Origin of the sequence: Erythrobacter cryptus DSM 12079 (genome assembly GCF_000422985.1) — a bacterium.
GTDB lineage: Bacteria > Pseudomonadota > Alphaproteobacteria > Sphingomonadales > Sphingomonadaceae > Erythrobacter > Erythrobacter cryptus.
Genome location: NZ_KE383967.1, coordinates 40012 through 60706 on the forward strand (window position 1 = coordinate 40012; position 20695 = coordinate 60706).

Genomic DNA, 20695 nt, shown 5'->3' on the forward strand with positions numbered 1-20695 from the left:
TCTCCCTGCCCGGCGATTGTCCAGGGCCTGTCTGGGCTGCATCAGACACGCGAAGCCACGGGAAGACAAGCGCCCGCGCAATGGCAATTCTGACAGTCAGGCGCAGACGGCGTGCGCCATGCCCCGAACACAAAAGGCCTTCCCGCCGCGTCGGGGCGGGAAGGCCTTTCTGCTCGCCTTGCAGAGGCTTTGCTGCCCCTTGCGGCTGCGCTCAGCGCGGGGCCATGCGGATCGCGCCGTCGAGGCGCACGTCCTCGCCGTTGAAATAGCCGGTCTCGATCATGCACAGGGCAAGCTTCGCATATTCTTCGGGCATACCGAGCCGCTTGGGGAAAGGCACCGAGGCAGCCAGCGCATCGCGCACATTCTGCGGCGCAGCGGCGAGCAGCGGGGTATCGAAGATGCCCGGCAGAATGGTGTTCACCCGGATCCCTTCGGAGGCAAGATCGCGCGCGATCGGCAAGGTCATGCCGACCACCCCGGCCTTGGAGGCCGAATAGGCCGCCTGCCCCATCTGCCCGTCCTCGGCCGCGACGCTGGCGGTGTTGATGATCACCCCGCGATCACCCTCGCCGCTCAGCGGATCGAGGGTCAGCATCCCCGCGGCCGACTTGGCGATGCAGCGGAAGGTGCCAATAAGGTTGACCTGGATCACGAAGTCGAAGGCCGAGATCGGGAAGTGCTTGATCGAACCGTCCTCCTTGGAGCGGCTGGCGGTCTTGATCGCGTTGCCGATGCCGGCGCAGTTGACAAGGATGCGCTCCTGCCCGTGGGCCTCGCGCGCCTTGGCAAAGCCGGCGTCCACATCGGCATCGCTGGTGACGTTGACCTTGCAAAACACCCCGCCGATCTCGGCGGCCACCGCGTTGCCCTTGTCTTCGTTCATGTCGAAGATCGCTACCTTCGCGCCTTTGGCCGCGAGCGCGCGGGCGGTGGCCGCACCGAGACCCGAGGCCCCGCCAGTGACAACCGCGGGGGTATTGGCAGAAATTTCCATGGTTCTTCCTCTCAGATGGTCAGGAGCCTAGAGCGCCTCGACGATGGTGACATTGGCGACCCCGCCGCCTTCGCACATCGTCTGCAGGCCGTATTTCTTCCCGTGCCGCTTGAGCGCATGGACGAGCGTGGCCATGAGCTTGGTGCCCGAGGCGCCGAGCGGGTGGCCGAGCGCGATCGCGCCGCCGTGGACATTGAGCCGGGCCGGATCGGCGCCGGTGTGCTTGAGCCAGGCAAGCGGCACGCTGGCGAAGGCCTCGTTGACCTCGAACAGGTCAATATCGTCGATCTTCATGCCCGCCCGCGCGAGCGCGCGGTCGGTGGCGAACAGCGGTTCTTCGAGCATGATCACCGGATCGCCGGCGGTGACGGTGAGATTGTGGATGCGCGCCAGCGGGGTGAGGCCGTGGGTCTTGAGCGCGGCCTCGCTCACCACCAGCACCGCCGAGGAGCCATCACAGATCTGGCTCGAGGTCGCCGCGGTCAGCGCCCCATCGGGCGAAAGCAGCTTGACCCCGGCAATCCCCTCGAGGCTGGCATCGAAGCGGATGCCTTCATCGACGGTGTGGAGCGCCGGGCCATCGGGGGTTTCGATCTCGACCGGAACGATCTCGCGCTCGAAGGCCCCGGCCTCGGTGGCGGCGATCGCCTTCCTGTGGCTCTCATAGGCGAAGGCATCGAGCTCGTCCTTGGTGAAGCCGTGCTTCTTGACGATCATCTCGGCGCCCATGAACTGGCTGAAGTTGATGCCGGGAAACTTCGCCTCGATGCCGGCCGCCTTGCTGTAGAGGCCTTCCTTCATGTGGAGCGTGACGTTTGAGCCCATCGGCACGCGGGTCATGCTCTCAACCCCGCTGGCGATCACCACGTCCTGGGTGCCGCTCATCACCGCCTGGGCCGCGAAATGGATCGCCTGCTGGCTCGAGCCGCACTGGCGGTCGATGGTCACGGCCGGGGTCGATTGCGGCAGCAGCTTAGAGGCGAGCACCCCCATGCGGCCCACCTGCATCGCCTGCTCGCCCGCCTGGCTGACACAGCCGGTGACAACATCATCGATCGCCGCCGGATCGATCCCCGAACGCGCGACGATGGCATCGAGCGACTTCGCCAAGAGATCGACCGGATGCACCCCGGCCAGCCGCCCGCCGCGCCGCCCGCCGGCGGTGCGCACGGCTTCGACAATATAGGCTGTGGTCATGAATCGCTCTCCCGCACGTGGTTGACGTTTGCGTAAGCGTTAGCAGTGCCCGCAATGAGGTCAAGCGCGCATCGCAACCCCGCGGCGATGCGCGGCGGCTACGCGATGTTGCAACATTGACACAGAATTTCCGCAAACGGGGCTCTTGGCGTGGTTTTTGTTTGCGGCACTCGCGGCAAATGGCGCATTTCGTGCCCAGCGTCGAGGTCCGGGTGTTCCCGGGCTGACTCACGAGCGCTCCAAAGCCAAAATTGGACCGGCTCACGCCGGACAACTAGGGGACCAAACAAGCATGAGAAAGATTTCGATCCTGAAGGCCGGCGCGGCACCCGTTGCCCTTGGCCTCGTGCTGGCGGCGACGCCGGCCTTCGCGCAAGATCAGGACATGAGCGAGGAAGCGGCATCCGCCGAGGAAGCCCGCGCCATCGTCGTGACCGGTTCGCGCATCGCCCGCCCGAATCTCGAGAGCGCCAGCCCCGTCACCGTGGTGAGCGCCGAGCAGATCGAACTGACCGGCACCACCACGCTTGAAACCCTGCTCAACCAGCTGCCGCAGGTGATCCCGGGCAACACCCGCGTGTCGAACAACGCGGGCGGCGAAAACTTCGCCACCCTCGACCTGCGCGGCCTTGGCCCGGCGCGGACCCTGATCCTTGTCGATGGCGAGCGTCTGCCCGCTTCGACCACCACCGGCGTGATCGACATCAACCAGATCCCGGTTGGTCTGATCCAGCGCGTCGAAGTGGTGACCGGCGGCGCCTCGGCGGTCTATGGTTCGGACGCCATCGGCGGCGTCATCAACTTCATCCTCAAGGAAGACTATGAAGGCGTCGAGTTCGTCGGCCTGCAGAACTTCTCCGAGGATGGGGCCTTCCAGACCTACACCATCAACGGCACCATGGGCGGCAACTTCGCCGATGGTCGCGGCAACTTCACCTTCTTCGGTTCGTGGACCGATCGTGATGGCGTGTTCCAGGGCCGTTATCCCTATTCGCGGGTTTCGGGCGCGCTCTATTTCGATCCCAATGTCGATGTCGGCGTCGGCGGCCCGATCCGCGTGATCGACGATCCGGCGAAAATCCCGGCCGGCTATATCCCGGCTGCCGGCGGTGGCTCGGCGACGCCGCCCTGGGGCTGGATCGCCAACAACTCGGCCAATCCGTTCCAGAACCTCGGAACGCTGCTGCCCAGCCAGTTCGGTGCCGGCACCTATGACACCAATTGCGACGGTGTGGCCAACACCACCCCGTACAACACCGGCAACCTTGCCTTTGACGACCAGGGCCGGCTGATTCCGCGCGCCGCGTCGGGCAACTGCAACATCCCGCTGCGCTCGATTGGTTCGAACCGCTACAATTTCGGCCCGGTCAACTACCTGATCACGCCGTTCGACCGCCTCACCCTGACCGCGGTCGGTCGCTACGAGTTCAGCGACAAGACCCGGCTGAAGCTGTTCAGCTCCTACACCAACGCCAACCAGCAGGTGGCGCTGGCGCCGACCCCGGCGACCAACATCGTCGTGCCGGCCAACAGCCCGCTGATCCCGGCGGATCTGCGCATTGCGCTCAACAGCCGCCCGAACCCGAACGCGTCCTTCATCATCAACCGCCGGTTCAGCGAAACCGGCGCGCGCATCGGTGATTTCAGCACGGATTCGAAGAACATCCGCCTGATTCTCGAGCATGATTTCGATGACAAGTGGTCGGCCAACCTGGTCGGCAGCTTCGGTCGCGTGGACAACCGCATCCAGAACCAGGGCAACATCCGCCGCTCGGCGGTGACCCAGGGTCTCAATGGCTGCCCGACCGGCTCGGGCCCGGGCTGCGTGCCGATCAACATCTTCGGTCCGAACACGCTGACCCCGGCGATGCTGAGCTTCGTCGCGCTGACCACCACCGATACCGAAAGCTTTGAACAGCTTCGCCTTGCCACCAACCTCACCGGCAGCCTGTTCGAACTTCCGGGCGGCCCGCTTGGGATCGCGGTGGGTGCCGAATACCGCAAGGACACCGGCAAGACCCAGGTGGATGATGCCAAGCGCACCGGCGACATCATCGGCTTCAACGCGCAAGGTTCGATCTCGGGCCAGATCGAGGTCAAGGAAGTCTACGGCGAAATCCGTGCACCGATCCTCGACTTCTTCTCGGTCGGTGCGGGTGCCCGCTATTCGGACTACTCGACCATTGGCGGGTTGTTCAACTGGAAGGCCGAAGCCGAACTCAACCCGGTCTCGTGGGCCCGCATCCGCGCGTCCTACAACAAGGCGGCGCGCGCGCCCAACGTGTTCGAACTGTTCCAGAACGGCGACCAGGGCTTCCCGTCCTATGTCGACCCCTGCAACGACACCGCGGCGCGCACCCCGGCGATCCTGGCCGTGTGCCAGGCCACCGCTCCGGGCTTCAACTTCACCGGCTTCCAGCAGGAAAACTCGCAGGTTCAGGCCTTCGCCTTCGGCGACCCGACCCTGCGCGAGGAAAAGGCTGAAACCTGGACCGCCGGTATCGTGCTCACCCCGCCGCCGATCGCCGGTGTGCGGCTGGCCTTCACCGCCGACTACTACGACATCGAGCTGACCAACCGCGTCGCGGGCCTGGGCGCCGGCTTCTACATCAGCCAGTGCTATCAGGCGAACGATCCGACCGCGTGCCAGCGCATTGTGCGCAGCTCGGTCACCGGTCAGATCGAATCGGTGGCGACCGGGCGAACCAACTCGCCCACCCCGCTCGTCACCCGCGGTGTGGACGTTGGTCTCGACGCCAGCTTCGATGCCTTCGGCGGCATGGTTTTCATCAACGACGTGCTGACCTATGTCGACACCTTCCGGATCGGCACCACCGAGTTCGTGGACACCGTGTTCTCGGGCATCGGCGGGGTGACCCCGGAATGGTCGAACACCCTGACCGTGGGCTGGCGCAACGAGAAGTTCACCGGCCAGGTCCGCTATGTCTGGGACAAGGGCGGCCGCCAGAACTTCCCGGGCGCCGAGCTTGAAGGGTTCTTCCCGGACAGCGGCCGGATCCCCGATCTCAACCTCGTCAACCTCTCGCTGCGTTGGCAGGCGTCCGACAACATCGAGATCACCGGGATCGTCAACAACCTGCTCGACAAGTATCCGCCGCAGACCGCGACCGGCTACTTCGAGCAGGCCAACACCAACATCAACTTCTACGACGACTACGCCGTCGGTCGGAACTTCACCCTCCAGGCGCGCGTGAAGTTCTAAGAAGTCTGACCTTGGTCAAAGGGAAACGGCGGGCCTCGGCCCGCCGTTTTTCTTTTGTGCGAGGCGATTACAGCGCCCGGCAAAGGCCGCTGCGGCGCAGACCGGCCTAGCCCACGGGCACCGCGTCGAAGGCCACCGTCAGACGCTCATGCCCACCGGCAAAGGCCACGGTGCCGTGCCACATTGAGGAGGGAAACAGCACCAGCGCGCCTGCGACCGGCGCGACGATCCGGCGCGGTGGCAGATCGAGGCCCAGTTCGGCAGGCGGCTCACCCAGCACCAGCGCCCCGGCGTGGGGCGGATCGGCCGGATCGGGCGGGGGCACGACCAGGTGCAGCGCCGAGCTGATCCAGCCGGCCTGATGGATATGGGCGATGTGAAAGCCCGCCCCTGTCAGCCGCACCGACCACGATCCGGCAAGGCGCACACCTGCGGCGCGGCGGCGGTAATGGGGATGATCGGGATCGGCGGGCATCCGCGCGACGTGCGCCGCCACTTCCTCGAGGATCGCCGCCCGCAGCCGCCGCAGCACCGGGTGCGAGCGGCGGAACAGCGCGCCCTCGGTCTGGGTGCCGCCGCGCAGGCTCTGATCGGGCGGATGGCTGGCAGCGCGGTGCAGGCCGCGCAGCACGCAGCACAATTCCTCGAGCGCGCCCGGCTCGGCCAGCCACGGAATGGGGCGCTGCTGCACCTGCGTTTCGTAATCGTGCAGCCAGGCCTCGCGCGGATCGCCCAGCACCCGCCAGGCAAGGCTGAGATAGGCGAGCGCGAACTGATCGGCCGGATCGCGCGCTCCGGCCTCCTGCGCCAGCGCCTCGGCCTGCCGCGGCTCACCGCGGCGCAGCGCGTTGCGCGCCCGCGCCCCGAGGAACGGGCCGTGGCCGGAAAATTGCGGCGCCGCGCGCGCAAACAGCGCCTCGGCCGCATCCCCCTCACCCAGCTCGCCGCGGGCCACGGCCTCGTAGAAATCGATCTCGGCCGCATCCCCAAGCTGCCCTCGCGCCTCCCCGGCCGCGGCGACCACGCCCGCATGATCGCGGTGATCGAGCATCAGCGCCAGCCAGTTCTGCCAGATCGCCCGCTCGGCGGGCCACTGTGCGAGCAGCGCGCGGTAGCTGCGATAGGGATCCTTGCCGGTGCCATATTCGCGCGCCAGCCGCGCCAGCGCGCGGTGGGCGGGGAAATAGGCGGGGGCCTCGCTCACCAGCCGCTCGAGCCGCGCCTCGGCCTCGGCCACCGCGCCGCATTCGATCAGCGCACCAGCGAGCGCATCGACGAATTCGGGCGACCGGCCAAAGCGGCTCTCGCAGGCGCGCAGATGGGCAAGCGCGGCCTCGGCCTTGCCATCCTCGCGCAGGGTCAGCGCAAGACGAATGGTGGCGGCCAGATTGTCAGGCGCGATCGCCAGACTTGCGCGGTATTGTGCGGCCGCCGCCGCGGCATCGCCCTCCTCGGCGAGCAGTGCGGCGAGCTGGTTGCTGGCACCGAGCGCACGGGGGTTCCGGGCGAGCACCTGGCGCAGGCGCGCCTCGGCCTCGCCAACGCGACCCCGCGCCTGGGCCAAACGCGCAGCGTTGAGCTGTGCCGGCAGATAGGCCGGATCAGCGGCGATGGCCTCGGCCAACACCGCCTCGGCCGCATCGAGCGCGCCCAAGTCCTCGTGGCACAGCGCGAGGCTGTTGAGCAGCTCGGCGCTTGCTACCCCCAGCGCGCGGGCGCGAGTGAAGGCCGTAACCGCCCCGGCATGATCGCCCGCGCGGCGCCGGATCACCCCGGCAAGATGCCAGGCCGGGCCATGGCCGGGCTCGGCCATGACAACCGCCGCGATCGCGGCCTGCGCGCCCGCCACATCGCCGCGCTCCATGCGCGCGTGGATCGCCGCAAGCTCGGCAAGGGACGTGCCCATGGCGACGCGGCAGCCTAGCTGCGGCGCTTGATCCGGAAGCCCACCCCGCCGTCGATCTTGGCCATGTAGCTGCCGAGCGCGGCGCGGCGGATCACGATAGTCTTGCCTGCAGCCGGGCGGTTGAGGAAGGTGTTGTCGTTTTGCGCCCAGACCGATCCATCATCGAGGCGGAAGACATAGCCCCCGGTGCCGCCCGAAACACCGACGATGGTGGCGGTGATCTCCTTGATCTCCTCCTGCTCGATCTCATCCTCGCCGTCATCCCCGAACAGCCCGAAGCCCGAGGCGACAAAGCCGAACAGGCTGCGCCGGGTGCGCTTGACATCCTCACGGCTGACGATCCGCACGTCCTTGGCCGCCTCGGCCTCGGCCAGCGCGCTCACGCTGCGATCAAAGCAGGCGAGGCGCTGGCCATCATCGGTGATGCTGCGGCATTCGAGCAGCTTGGCATAGACCTCGGGCGCGGCGCGTTCGTCCTTCTGGGCGGCGAGCGGACTGGCAAGAGCCGCCGCTGCCGCTGCCATCCCCACCAGCGCTGCGCGCGCCGCCCTGCCTTGTGCTCTCACCTGCCCTCTCCCTGCTGTGGCGTGCATCGGCCCACCTATAGCCGATTTGCCGGCAGGGCAAACAGCGCTCAGCGCACCGTCATGGTAAGCTGCCCGTCGCCCTCGTCGATCACCACGGTGCTGCCATCGGGCAGCTTGCCGGCGAGCAGCATCTCGGCAAGCGGGTCTTGCAGATAGCGCTGCACCGCGCGCTTCAGCGGCCTTGCACCATAGACCGGATCATAGCCCACCCGGCCGAGCCAGCGCTTGGCCGCATCGGTGAGTTCGAGCGTGATCTTGCGCTCGGAGAGCAGCTTCTGCACCCGGCCCACCTGGATATCGACGATCGGGGCCATGTGCTCCTGGCCAAGGCGGTGAAACAGGATGATCTCGTCGAGCCGGTTGAGGAACTCGGGCCGGAAATGGGCGCGCACCACGTCCATCACGTCCTTCTCGACGCTCGCCACATCCGCTCCATCGGGCAGATTGGCCAGATACTGGCTGCCGAGGTTGGAGGTGAGGATGATGAGGGTGTTTGCAAAGTCCACCACCCGGCCCTGCCCATCGGTCAGCCGACCATCATCGAGCACCTGGAGCAGCACGTTGAAGACATCCGAATGGGCCTTCTCGACCTCGTCGAACAGCACCACCTGATAGGGCCGGCGCCGCACCGCCTCGGTCAGCACCCCGCCTTCCTCATAACCGACATAGCCCGGAGGCGCGCCGATCAGGCGGGCGACCGCGTGCTTTTCCATGAACTCGCTCATGTCGATGCGCACCATCGCGCTTTCATCATCGAACAGGAATTCGGCGAGCGCCTTGGTCAGCTCGGTCTTGCCCACGCCGGTGGGGCCGAGGAACAGGAAGGAGCCGAGTGGCCGGCCGGGATCCTTGAGGCCCGCGCGCGCGCGGCGCACCGCCTTGGAAACCGCCTCGATCGCCTGGGATTGGCCGATCACGCGTCGTCCCAGATATTCCTCCATCTTGAGCAGTTTCTCGCGCTCGCCCGCCATCATCTTGTCAACCGGAATGCCGGTCCAGCGGCTGACGACGCTGGCGATGTCCTCCTCGGTGACTTCCTCGCGCAGCATGGCATTGGCCGACTGGCTTTGCGCCTCGGCGAGCTGACGCTCCAGCTCGGGGATGCGGGCATAGGTCAGCTCCCCGGCGCGGGCGAGGTCGCCATCGCGCTGGGCCTGTTCGAGCTCGAGCCGCGCGGCATCGAGCGCTTCCTTGATCCGCCCTTCGGCGGCGATCTTCTCGCGCTCGTTCTGCCAGCGGGTGGTGAGTTCGGCCGATTGCTGCTCGAGATTGGCCAGCTCCTCGCGCAGCGCGGCGAGGCGATCCTTGGAGGCGGCATCGCTTTCCTTCTGCAGCGCCTGCTCCTCGATCTTGAGCTGGATGATCCGCCGGTCGAGCGCCTCGATTTCCTCGGGCTTGCTTTCCACCTCCATGCGGATGCGGCTCGCCGCCTCGTCCATCAGGTCGATCGCCTTGTCGGGCAGGAAGCGGTTCTGGATATAGCGGTCCGATAGCTTGGCCGCCGCGACAATCGCCCCGTCGGTGATCCGCACCCCGTGGTGCAGTTCATACTTGTCCTTGATCCCGCGCAGGATGCTGATCGTATCCTCGACGCTCGGCTCATCGACATAGACCGGCTGGAAACGCCGCTGGAGCGCCGCGTCCTTCTCGACATATTTCTGGTATTCATCGAGCGTGGTTGCGCCGATCACGTGCAATTCGCCGCGCGAAAGCGCGGGCTTCAGGAGGTTCGAGGCATCCATCGAACCTTCCGAGGCGCCTGCCCCGATCAGGGTGTGCATCTCGTCGATGAACAGGATTATCTGGCCATCGGAGTTCTTGACCTCGTCGATCACCGCCTTGAGCCGTTCCTCGAACTCGCCGCGATATTTCGCCCCGGCAATCAGCGCTCCCATGTCGAGGCTCATCAGGGTGCGGCCCTTGAGGCTGTCGGGCACATCGCCATTGGCGATGCGCAGCGCCAGGCCCTCGACGATCGCGGTCTTGCCGGTGCCCGGCTCGCCGATCAGCACCGGATTGTTCTTGGTGCGCCGGGCGAGGATCTGGATGGTGCGGCGAATCTCATCGTCGCGGCCGATCACGGGGTCAAGCTTGCCCTCGCGCGCCGCCTTGGTCAGATCGCGGGCATATTTGGCCAGGGCATCGTAATTGGCCTCGGCATTGGCGCTATCGGCGCGCTTGCCCTTGCGCAGTGCTTCGATCGCGGCATTGAGCGCCTGCGCATTGACCCCGGCAGCCTTGATCGCCTCACCCGCCGCCCCGGGCGCCAACGCCAGCGCGGTAAGGATGCGCTCGACCGTGACAAAGGCATCACCTGCCTTGGTGGCAAGCTGTTCGGCCTGATCGAGCACGCGCACCGCATCATTGTCGAGCCCGGGGGTCGCCTGGGCGCCGCTGCCGGTGACCGCGGGGATCTTGGCCAGGGCCGCATCCAGCGCCGTCATCGCGAGAGCAGGATTGCCCCCGGCGCGCTGGATCAGCCCGGCGGCCATGCCCTCGCCGTCTTCGAGCAGGGCCTTGGCGATGTGCAAGGGGGTAATGCGCTGATGGTTGAGCCGAATGGCGAGCGTCTGCGCCGCTTGCAAAAAGCCCTTGGCCCGGTCGGTAAACTTTTCGAGATTCATGGGATCGCCCCTCCAAAGAAATGTTGTGCGTCAGATAGTGTTGCGCATCAGCAACACAAGGGTTTGCCATCCACAAATTTGCATGGCCCATGCCTGTCGCAGCGGACATGGGCAGCCTGTCGCATCACGGCAAGGGGATGGCGAGGGCTAACCGGGGCTGGGACCCTTGACCGCGGCAAGCGCGCGGGCGATGCAGGGCCTCGCAATTTGCGGGAGAGACATCAACCATGGCGATGGTGAAACGCGGCGCGATCGCGCTGGTGGGGTTGCTGTTGCTTGTGCTGGCAGGGCTGGCAAGCTGGGAACCGTTCTTCGCCCACCCCGCCGCCGTGCCCGCCCAGGGCCAATATCGGGCCGAGATCATTCGCGATGAATGGGGCGTGCCGCATATCTATGGCAAGCGGGATGTCGATGCCGCCTTTGGCGTGGCCATCGCCCATGCCGAGGATGATTTCTTCACCCTGCAGGACGTGGTGGCGATGGCGCGCGGGCGCTACGGCGCGATCGCGGGCGAAGAGGGTGCGCGGATCGACTATGTCTATCACCTGATCGATGCGCGCGGCACGGCCGAACGCGAATATCCCCGGCTCCCCGCCGATACCCGCGCGCTGTTCGAAGCCTATGCTTCCGGCCTCAACCACTATGCCGAAACGCACCCGCAGGAAATCAAGCTTGCCAACCTGTTCCCGGTGGCGGGGGTTGACGTGGCCGCGGGCTTTGCCCTGCGCCAACCCTTCTTCTTCGGGCTTGAAGGGGTGATCGGGCCGCTGGTGGCGGGCGAAGACCTGCGCCGCGAGCACGGGCCGGACATTCCCGGCTTTCCCCGCCCGCCGCTTCCCGATGCCAAGCCCGCCACGCCCGCCCCGCAAGGCGCGGCCAGGGCCGCGGCGCTGCCGCTGGGCGACGAGGCTGCGCTGCTCGGCTCCAACGCCTTTGCCGTGGCGCCGCAAAAGGGCGGCGGGGTCACCACGCTTATCTCCAATTCGCACCAGCCGCTGCGCGGCGGGGTGGCTTGGTATGAACTCGTCGTCGAAAGCGGCGAGGGCTGGCATTTTGCGGGCGCCAATTTCCCCGGATCGCCCTTCCCCTTCCTCGGCCACAACGAGCATCTGGGCTGGACCAACACGGTCAACACCCCCGACATGATCGACATCTACCGGCTCGAACTCGACGCGAGCGGCACGCGCTACCGGCTCGATGGGAAGTGGCGCGCGCTCGAAAGCCGGTGGGTGACGCTGCCGGTGCGGCTCGGCCCGCTGGTGCTACCGATCCGGCGCGAGGTGCTGCGCTCGGTCCATGGGCCGGTGATCCGCAACGCCAAGGGCGCCTTTGCCATCCGCTATGGCGGGATCGGGCGGCTCGAACAGCTCGATGCCTATTACCGGCTCAACAAGGCGAAGAGCTTTGCCGAATGGGAAGCGCAGCTTGCCCGCCTTGCCATCCCCTCGACCAACTTCATCTATGCCGACCGCACCGGCACCATCGCCTATGTCTATAACGCCGCGATCCCCGCCCGGCCCGCGGGGGTGAAGGCCGATTGGCGCAGCGTGCTGCCGGGCAATCGCTCGGATCTCATCTGGCAGGCCGCGGTTCCCTATGCCGCCCTGCCGCGGATCGTGAACCCGGCGAGCGGCTGGCTCTACAATGCCAACAACACCCCCTTCACCGCCGCCGGGCCGGGCAGCGATCTTGACCCCGGGGCCTTCTCGCCGCTGCTCGGCATCGAGCTCAAGCAGACCAACCGCTCGCGCCGCGCCTACCAGCTGCTCTCCGCCGCAAGCGTGCTCGACCGGCCTGCGCTCGAGGCGATCAAGTATGACACCGGCTATGCGCGCGAAGGCTATGTCGCGCGGCTGTGGGATGGGCTTGCCCAGCTCAAGGTGAGCGGGCGGCTTGCCGAGGCGCGCCAGCTGCTGCTCGATTGGGATTTCAGCGCCGATGGCAAGGGCCGCGGCGATGCCCTGGCGCTGCTCCTGATCCGCGACTTCATGTCGGCCGATTACAACCAGAAGCCCTTTCCCGATGTGCGCGCAAAGCTGGAGGCGGCAAGCGACCATCTCCTTGCCCATTTCGGCCGGCTCGATCCGCCTATGGGCGAGGTGCTGCGCCTGCGGCTAGGCGGGCGCGACCTGCCGCTTGACGGGGGATCGGACACGCTGCGCGCCGCCACCACCTGGGATGTCGATGCGGATGGGCGCCTGCGCCTCAAGCATGGAGACAGCTTCATCATGTGGGTGGAATGGGCGCCGGGCGCGCGCGTGGCCTCGCGCTCGGTCCAGCCCTTTGGCGCGGCCAGCACCCGGCCAGCAAGCCCGCATTACACCGACCAGATGCAGCTGTTTGTCGATCACCGGCTGAAGCCGGTGCATTTCTGGCGCGATGATATTTTGCAACATGCGCGGGACCGCCGCACGGTCTTGCGCGTTCCCGATTCCACGCCTTCCCGCTCACGCTGATCGGAGCCCTGCCTGATGACCTCTCGCTTCCTGTCCGCCGGCATCTCGGCGCTTGCCCTTGCCCTTTGCACTGCCTCTGCGCCGGCGCTGGCCCAGGCCCGCGCCGCCGCCGAGAGCCCGCCCCAGGCGAGCGCCGATCTGCCCTCGCTGGTGGCGCAGGTAAAGATCCCCTTCGCGCGCTTCCAGCTCGACAACGGCCTGACCGTGATCGTGCACGAGGATCATAAGGCCCCGGTGGTGGGCGTGGCGGTGTGGTACAATGTCGGCTCGAAGGACGAGCCTGAGGGCAAGACCGGCTTTGCCCACCTGTTTGAACACCTGATGTTCAACGGCTCGGAAAACGCGCCCGAGGACTATTTCGAATATCTCGCGCAGATGGGGGCGACCGATTACAACGGCACCACCAATTTCGATCGCACCAATTACTTCCAGACCGTGCCCAAGCCCGCGCTCGAACGGGCGCTGTGGCTGGAGAGCGACCGGATGGGCTACCTGCTCGGCGCGGTCACGCAGGAGAAGCTCGATAACCAGCGCGGCGTGGTGCAGAACGAGAAGCGTCAGGGCGATAACCAGCCCGGCGGCCTAGTGTTTTACGAAATCCTCGAGACCCTGTTTCCCGAAGGCCACCCCTATCGGCACTCGACCATCGGCTCGATGGCCGATCTCGATGCCGCCACCATGGCGGATGTGCGCCAGTGGTTCATCGACAAATATGGCCCCAACAACGCCACCCTGGTGCTCGCCGGCGATGTCACGGTGGAGGAAGCACGGGTGCTGGCGGAAAAATATTTCGGCCCGATCAGGCGCGGCCCGGTGAATGTCCCGGCCGCGGCCGATGTGCCGGTGCTCGATACCCCGGTGCGCAAGGTGATGAAGGATCAGGTCGCCGCCACCAGCATCAGCCTCTATTGGCCGGTGCCGGGGATCACCAGCCCCGATCTCGTCGCGCTCGGCGCGGGCGGTGACATTCTCGGCGGGCTCGCCTCGAGCCGGCTCGACAAGGTGCTGGTGCGCGACGAGCAGCTGGCCGTGAGGGTCTCGGCGGGCAATTACGAGTTCCAGCGCGTCGGCGTGTTCACCGTGTCAGCGACCCTCAAGCCTGGCGTGCCGCTGGAACAGCTCGAGGCCCGGCTGAACGAGCTCGTCGCCCAATTCATCGCCGAGGGGCCGAGCGAAGATGAGGTGCGCCGCGCGGCGACCAGCGAGTTGGCCCGCACCATCCGCGGGCTGGAACAGGTCGGCGGCTTTTCCGGCAAGGCGGTGACGCTTGCCACCGGCGAAGTGCTGACTGGCGATGCCGCCTTCTATGCCACGCAATTCGATCGGCTCGCCCGGCTGACCCCCGAGGAGATCAAGCAGGCGATGGCGCGCTGGCTGTCGCGCCCGGCCTTCACCCTGGTGCTCGAGCCGGGTGCCCGCGAAGGCAACTACGAGGAAGCTGCCTCGGTCGCAGCGGGCAGCGCCGCGGCCAGCGCGCGCGATCGGGCGGCCGAGACGATCACCGTCTCGCTTGAGCGGCCCCAGCCGCCGATCGCCGGCACCGCATCGCTCGACTTTCCCGAAATCGAGCGCGCCACGCTCACAAACGGGATGAAGATCACCTATGCCCGCCGCAGCGCGGTGCCGGCGACCTATGTGGCACTGAGCTTTAACGTTGGCAGCGCCGCCGATCCGGCGGGCAAGGCTGGGCTCGAAGGCGTGGCGCTCGACCTTTTCGACGAGGGCACCGCGCGCCTCACCGCCCAGGAGATCGCCGAGGCGAGCGAGCGGCTGGGCGCAAACATCAGCGTGGGCGGCGGGGATGACCGTTCGACCTTCACCCTCTCCGCGCTCAGCGCCAATCTCGGCCCCAGCCTCGATCTGTTGCGCCAGATCGTCCGCGAGCCGGCCTTCAACCCCGCCGACATCGAACGCGTGCGCGCCCAGACCCTCACCTCGATCCGCGCGGCGATGAGATCGCCCGAAGGGATCGCCCGGCGCACCGCCAGCCCGGCGATCTTCGGCGCCTCGCCCTATGGCGGCGTGCCCAGCGTCGCGAGCGTGAGCAGCATCACCCGCGATGACCTCATCGCCTTCAAGGACAGCTGGATCCGCCCCGACAATGCCGAGATCTTCGTCGTCTCCGACCGGCCGCTCGCCGAGATCCGCGCCGCGCTGGAGGGTGCTTTCGGCGACTGGAAGGCCCCCAAGACGCCCAAGGGCACCAAGCGCTTCGATGCGCTTCCCGCCGCGCAAGGCAGCCGCATCATCCTCGTCAACCGACCGAATTCGCCGCAGAGCTTCATCCTCGGCACCCAGATCATGCCGCTCGATGCGGGCGATCCGCAATTCGTCGCCTTCAACAGCGCCAACAATTCGCTCGGCGGCAATTTCCTCGCGCGGCTCAACATGAACCTGCGCGAGACCAAGGGCTGGAGCTATGGGGTGCGCGGCACCGCTCAGGCGCGCGAGCAGGCGGTGGTCTATGGCATTGCCGGCGGGGTGCAGGCCGACCGCACCGGCGAATCCCTGGCCGAGATGCTACGCGAGACCCGCGAGTTCCTGACCGTGAAGGGCGTGACCGCGGAGGAACTGGCGCGCAGCATCGCCTCGGAGGTGGGTGCGCTGCCGGGCCGCTTCGAGACCTCGGCCGCAGTGCTCGGCGCGCTGCAGAGCAATGCGCTGTTCGGCCGGCCCGACAATTACCAGGAGATGCTCGCCGATCTCTACCGCGCCCAGACCGCCGCGAGCCTCGATGCCGCCGCGCGCGCCAATCTCGATGCCGATCGCTTCGTCTGGGTGGTGGTGGGCGATGCTGCCAAGGTGCGCCCGCAGCTTGAAGGCCTGGGCCTGCCGATCGAGCAGCGCGAGATGGAGCAGGAATAGGTCCCGGCAAAATCGCTGCGCGCCCAGCCAAATCCGGTTGAAGCGCGCTGACATGAGTGTAAACAGCAGCCGACAAGGTGCCGGGTCGCCAATGGCCTGCACCCAGCCCAAGGAGATGGATCATGTCTGTTGCAGGTACCTACAAGACCACCGTCAAGAGCCCGATGGGCGACCAGAACGGCACGCTTACCGTGGTGCCCGATGGTGACACCTTCACCGGATCGATGGTGGGCAGCCTTGGCTCGATGGACATCACCGATGGCACGATTGCGGGCAACACCATCAAGTGGACGATGAACATGACCGTGCCGATGCCGATGAAGCTCGAATGCGAAGCCACAATTGAGGGCGACACGCTGACCGGTTCGGTCAATGCCGGGGCCTTCGGCGCCATGCCGCTGACCGGCACGCGCGAAGCCTGATCGCACTTGCGCAGATCGGGAAAGGCCGCCGGGGTTTGCGCTCCGGCGGCTTTTTCGCAAGCGGCAGGACGGACAGTCGGCTGCCATTCAGGCCCGGCGGCCTATGGCAGGAAGAGGCCACAGGGCCGGAGAACCGCGCGCTGAAGCCAGCCGCCATCCTTCTTGCCCTCACCGCGCTCCTCGCAGGATGCATGAGCCTGCCCGAGGCGAGCCCGCTTGCCGGCACGCGCTGGCAGCTTGCAATGATAGAGGCCGAGGGCCGCACCACCCGGCTCGATCCGGCGCAGGCCCGGCGCCACAGCCTTGCCTTTCGCGAGGGCGGGGCGCTTATCCTGCAGCTTGACTGCAACCGCGGCCAGGCGCGCTGGAGCCTCGATGCAGGCGCGCCCGGCGCCGCGATCCTCACGAGTGGCCCGGTGGCGAGCACCCGCATGGCCTGCCCGGGGCCGAACTTCGCCGATCTTGCCGCGCTCGGCGGATCGCAGGCCCGCATCACCACGCAAGGGGCGGGCCGGCTGGTGCTCGAGGCTCCAGGCCGGCGATTCACGTTCCTGCCCGCCGACTAGCCCAACGCCTTGCGCATTGCGCTTCCGTTGCAGCATGTTAGCGCTATAGCCAAGCCATCATGCCGGGCACCAGCGGGAGAGCGAGAGACCATGACACGAGAGGCGCTCGGGACCGGGAGCGCAGAACAGCCGGTGCGCGCCACCGAGAGGCGGGTGATCATCGCCTCCTCGCTCGGCACGGTGTTCGAATGGTATGATTTCTATCTCTACGGCCTGCTTGCCACGATCATTTCGGCCCAGTTCTTCTCCGGGGTGAACGAGACCACCGGCTTCATCTTCGCGCTTGCCGCCTTTGCCGCGGGCTTTGCGGTGCGACCCTTTGGCGCGCTGGTGTTCGGGCGGCTGGGCGACCTCGTCGGGCGCAAATACACCTTCCTCGTCACCATGGGGCTGATGGGCCTTGCCACCTTTGCCGTGGGCCTGCTGCCCTCCTATGCCAGCATCGGTATTGCCGCACCGGTGGTGCTGGTGGCCCTGCGGCTGGTGCAGGGGCTGGCGCTGGGGGGCGAATATGGCGGCGCGGCCACCTATGTCGCCGAACACGCGCCCGATGGCAGGCGCGGGCTTTACACCAGTTTCATCCAGACCACGGCCACGCTTGGCCTGTTCGCCGCCCTGCTGGTGGTGATCGCGGTGCGCACGGCGATCGGGGAAGAGGCCTTTCGCGATTGGGGCTGGCGCCTGCCCTTCCTGCTTTCGGCGGTGCTGCTCGGGGTGTCGCTATGGATCCGCCTCCAGCTTGAGGAAAGCCCGGTGTTCCGGCGGATGAAGGCCGAAGGCAGCGCCTCCAGGGCGCCGATCACGGAGGCCTTCGGCCGTTGGGCCAATGCCCGCTGGGCCGTGGTGGCGCTGATGGGCGCGGTCGCCGGTCAGGCAGTGGTGTGGTACACGGGCCAGTTCTACGCGCTGTTCTTCCTCGAAAAAATGCTGATGGTCGATAGCGCCAGCGCCAATATCCTCGTTGCGATCGCGCTTGCCATCGGCACCCCCTTCTTCGTGCTGTTCGGCTGGCTTTCCGACCGGACCGGGCGCAAACCGATCATTCTTGCCGGTTGCGCGCTTGCCGCGGCGAGCTATTTTCCCGCCTTCAACCTGCTGACCGAGGCGGCCAACCCGGCGCTTGCCCGCGCGCAGGCCAGCGCCCCGGTGCGGGTGATCGCCGATGCGGGCGCATGTTCGGTGCAGTTCGATCCGCTCGGCCGCAACCGCTTTGATGCCACCAGCTGCGACATCGCCCGGGCCTTCCTCGCCCGCAGCGGGATCAGCTACGAGGTGGTAACCGCGCCGCCCGGCACGCGCGCGACGATCACGATCGGCAAGACCCGCCTTGACGCGCCCGATCCCGCCGGGCTTGCGGCCGAGGCGCGCCGCCAGGCGATCAGCGCCTATGAGGCCGAGGTCAAGGCGGCGCTCACCGCGGCAGGCTATCCCCAGCGCGCCGATCCCGCCGCGATCAGGACCGGGCAGGTGATCGCCGTTCTCACCTTCCTCGTGCTGCTGGTGACGATGGTCTATGGCCCGATCGCGGCGCTGCTGGTGGAGCTGTTCCCCGCCCGCATCCGCTACACCGCGATGAGCCTGCCCTATCACCTTGGCAATGGCTGGTTCGGCGGGTTCCTGCCCACCACCGCCTTTGCCATCGTGGCGGCCACCGGCAACATCTATGCCGGGCTGTGGTATCCGGTGGCGATCTGCCTTATCACCGTGACCGTGGGCCTCGTGTTCCTGCCCGAAACCTTCCGCCGCAGGATCGACGCCTGATGCGCTGGTGGCGCCGGGCGCCTCGGCCCGGCGCGCCAGCAGCCTAGCGGTTCAATCGCCCTTCGATCAGCCGATCGACGAGGCCCGGATCGGCCAGCGTCGAGGTATCACCAAGCGCGCCGAAATCATTCTCGGCGATCTTGCGCAGGATGCGGCGCATGATCTTGCCCGATCGGGTCTTGGGCAGGCCATCGGTGAAGTGGATGAGATCGGGCGTGGCGATCGGGCCGATCTCCTTGCGCACGTGTGCCTTGAGCTCGGCTTGCAGCGCCTCGCTCCCCTCCTCGCCCGCGTTGAGGGTGACATAGCAATAGATGCCCTGCCCCTTGATCTCGTGGGGATAGCCCACCACCGCGGCCTCGGCCACCTTGGGGTGTAGCACCAGCGCGCTTTCCACCTCGGCGGTGCCCATGCGGTGGCCCGAGACATTGATCACGTCATCCACCCGCCCGGTGATCCAGTAATAGCCATCCTCGTCGCGGCGGCAGCCATCCCCGGTGAAATATTTGCCGCGGTAGGTGCTGAAATAGGTCTGCTCGAAGCGCGCGTGATCGCCATAGACGGTGCGCGCCTGGCCCGGCCATGAGTGGGTGATGCACAGGTTGCCCGAGGCCGCACCCTCAAGCACCCCGCCTTCATTATCGACCAACTGCGGGCGCACGCCAAAGAAGGGCAGGCCGGCGCTCCCCGGCTTCATGTCGTGCGCGCCGGGCAGCGTGGTGATCATGCAGCCGCCGGTTTCGGTCTGCCACCAGGTGTCGATCACCGGGCAACGGCCCTCGCCCACCACGTCGAAATACCAGCGCCAGGCTTCGGGGTTGATCGGCTCGCCCACGCTCCCCAGCAGGCGCAGCGAGGCGCGGCTGCGGCTGGTGACGTGATGATCGCCCTCGCGCATCAGCGCGCGGATCGCGGTGGGGGCGGTGTAGAGGATATTGACCTGGTGCCGGTCAACCACATCCCAGAAGCGCCCGTGATCGGGATAATTGGGCACGCCTTCGAACACCACCACCGTGGCGCCATTCATCAGCGGGCCATAGACGACATAGGAATGGCCCGTCACCCAACCGATATCGGCGGTGCACCAGAACACTTCGCCCGGCTGGTAATCGAAGATGTAGTGGAAGGTCGTCGCCGTCCACACGCCATAGCCGCCGGTGGTGTGAAGCACGCCCTTGGGCTTGCCGGTGGAGCCGCTGGTGTAGAGGATGAACAGCGGGTCTTCCGCATCCATCACTTCGCAGGGGCAATCCGCATCGCTGATAAGGGCCTCGAGCCAGTGATCGCGCCCTTCGACCATGGTGATCGCGCCCCCGGTGTGGCGCACCACCAAAACCCCATCGACCGCGATCCCCTCATGCGCGAGCGCGGCATCGACATTGGCCTTGAGCGGCACCCGCTTGCCCCCGCGCAGGCCCTCATCGGCGGTGATGACGAAGCGGCTGGCGCAATCGCCGATCCGCCCGGCCAGCGCCTCGGGCGAAAAGCCGCCGAACACCACCGAGTGGATCGCGCCAAGCCGGGCGCAGGCGAGCATCGCCACCACGCCTTCAAGGATCATCGGCAGGTAGATCGTCACCCGATCACCGCGCTTGACGCCCAGGGCCTTGAGCGCATTGGCCATCCGCACCACCTCGCGGTGCAATTCGCCATAAGTGAGGCGGCGGGTGGGCGCGGCCGGATCGTCCGGCTCGAAGATCAGCGCGGTGCGGCCCGCATCATGCGGCAGGTGGCGATCAACCGCATTGTGGCACAGGTTCAATTGCCCATCGGCAAACCATTGGATTGCCACCGGATCGTAGGACCATTCGCCCCCGCGGCTGGGCTGACGCACCCAGTCGAGCCGCCGTGCCTGGTCGAGCCAGAAGGCATCCGGGTTGTCCAGCGAGGCGCGATACATCGCCGCATATTGCTCGGCGGTGCAATGGGTGGGGACGCTGGCCCGGGGCCGCTCGACGGCATGGATCATCTCGACTCTCCCTTGTTCCTGCCCTGCCTCAGCCCGTGCTACACGCAAGGCGCAGTCAGACAAAGGTCTTACAAAGCGCAGGCAAAACCCCGCCAGCCATGGGGCCAGCGGGGTTGCAAGAA

General features: G+C 66.9%; 12 protein-coding genes. 6 read left to right on the plus strand and 6 right to left on the minus strand.

What is annotated here, in order from left to right:
* Positions 1-211: 211 nt before the first annotated feature.
* Positions 212-997, minus strand: a complete 786-nt coding sequence (locus G524_RS0114040; protein WP_027444257.1) for an SDR family NAD(P)-dependent oxidoreductase — start codon at positions 995-997, stop codon at positions 212-214.
* 27 nt (positions 998-1024) lie between these two features.
* The gene (locus tag G524_RS0114045) at positions 1025-2194 is read right to left on the minus strand and encodes an acetyl-CoA C-acetyltransferase (RefSeq protein ID WP_027444258.1); all 1170 of its coding nucleotides are present in this window, start codon (positions 2192-2194) and stop codon (positions 1025-1027) included.
* 292 nt (positions 2195-2486) lie between these two features.
* Here G524_RS0114045 and G524_RS0114050 point away from each other — a divergent pair, with 292 nt between their 5' ends.
* Positions 2487-5417 carry a TonB-dependent receptor plug domain-containing protein gene (locus G524_RS0114050; protein WP_027444259.1) on the plus strand — a complete coding sequence of 977 codons (2931 nt, stop codon included), beginning with the start codon at positions 2487-2489 and terminating at the stop codon, positions 5415-5417.
* 106 nt (positions 5418-5523) lie between these two features.
* Here G524_RS0114050 and G524_RS16435 read toward each other — a convergent pair whose 3' ends face one another.
* The 3 genes from G524_RS16435 to clpB all read right to left on the minus strand — a co-directional run bounded on the left by G524_RS16435 (position 5524) and on the right by clpB (position 10534).
* Positions 5524-7323, minus strand: coding sequence for a tetratricopeptide repeat protein (locus tag G524_RS16435; protein ID WP_051221306.1), 1800 nt, complete (start codon positions 7321-7323; stop codon positions 5524-5526).
* A gap of 14 nt (positions 7324-7337) precedes the next feature.
* Complete coding sequence (locus tag G524_RS0114060; protein ID WP_156894113.1) at positions 7338-7889, minus strand: hypothetical protein; 552 nt, start codon at positions 7887-7889, stop codon at positions 7338-7340.
* Positions 7890-7957: 68 nt separating this feature from the next.
* Positions 7958-10534: an ATP-dependent chaperone ClpB gene (clpB, locus tag G524_RS0114065; RefSeq protein ID WP_027444261.1), complete on the minus strand. Its 2577-nt coding sequence runs from the start codon at positions 10532-10534 to the stop codon at positions 7958-7960.
* Positions 10535-10761: 227 nt separating this feature from the next.
* Here clpB and G524_RS16100 point away from each other — a divergent pair, with 227 nt between their 5' ends.
* From G524_RS16100 to G524_RS0114090, 5 genes are all read left to right on the plus strand, one after another.
* Positions 10762-12990, plus strand: a complete 2229-nt coding sequence (locus tag G524_RS16100; RefSeq protein ID WP_051221307.1) for an acylase — start codon at positions 10762-10764, stop codon at positions 12988-12990.
* Between the two features lie 15 nt (positions 12991-13005).
* The gene (locus tag G524_RS0114075; protein ID WP_027444262.1) at positions 13006-15855 is read left to right on the plus strand and encodes a M16 family metallopeptidase; all 2850 of its coding nucleotides are present in this window, start codon (positions 13006-13008) and stop codon (positions 15853-15855) included.
* A gap of 122 nt (positions 15856-15977) precedes the next feature.
* Positions 15978-16277: a lipocalin/fatty acid-binding family protein gene (locus G524_RS0114080; protein ID WP_027444263.1), complete on the plus strand. Its 300-nt coding sequence runs from the start codon at positions 15978-15980 to the stop codon at positions 16275-16277.
* Positions 16278-16468: 191 nt separating this feature from the next.
* Positions 16469-16843, plus strand: a complete 375-nt coding sequence (locus G524_RS0114085) for an META domain-containing protein (protein WP_027444264.1) — start codon at positions 16469-16471, stop codon at positions 16841-16843.
* A 90-nt stretch (positions 16844-16933) separates the two neighbouring features.
* On the plus strand, positions 16934-18604 hold the full coding sequence (locus G524_RS0114090) for an MFS transporter (RefSeq protein ID WP_036858070.1): 1671 nt from the start codon (positions 16934-16936) through the stop codon (positions 18602-18604).
* Positions 18605-18647: 43 nt separating this feature from the next.
* On the opposite strand, the gene acs is transcribed toward G524_RS0114090, so the two are convergent.
* On the minus strand, positions 18648-20573 hold the full coding sequence (gene acs / locus G524_RS0114095) for an acetate--CoA ligase (RefSeq protein ID WP_027444266.1): 1926 nt from the start codon (positions 20571-20573) through the stop codon (positions 18648-18650).
* Positions 20574-20695 lie beyond the last annotated feature (122 nt).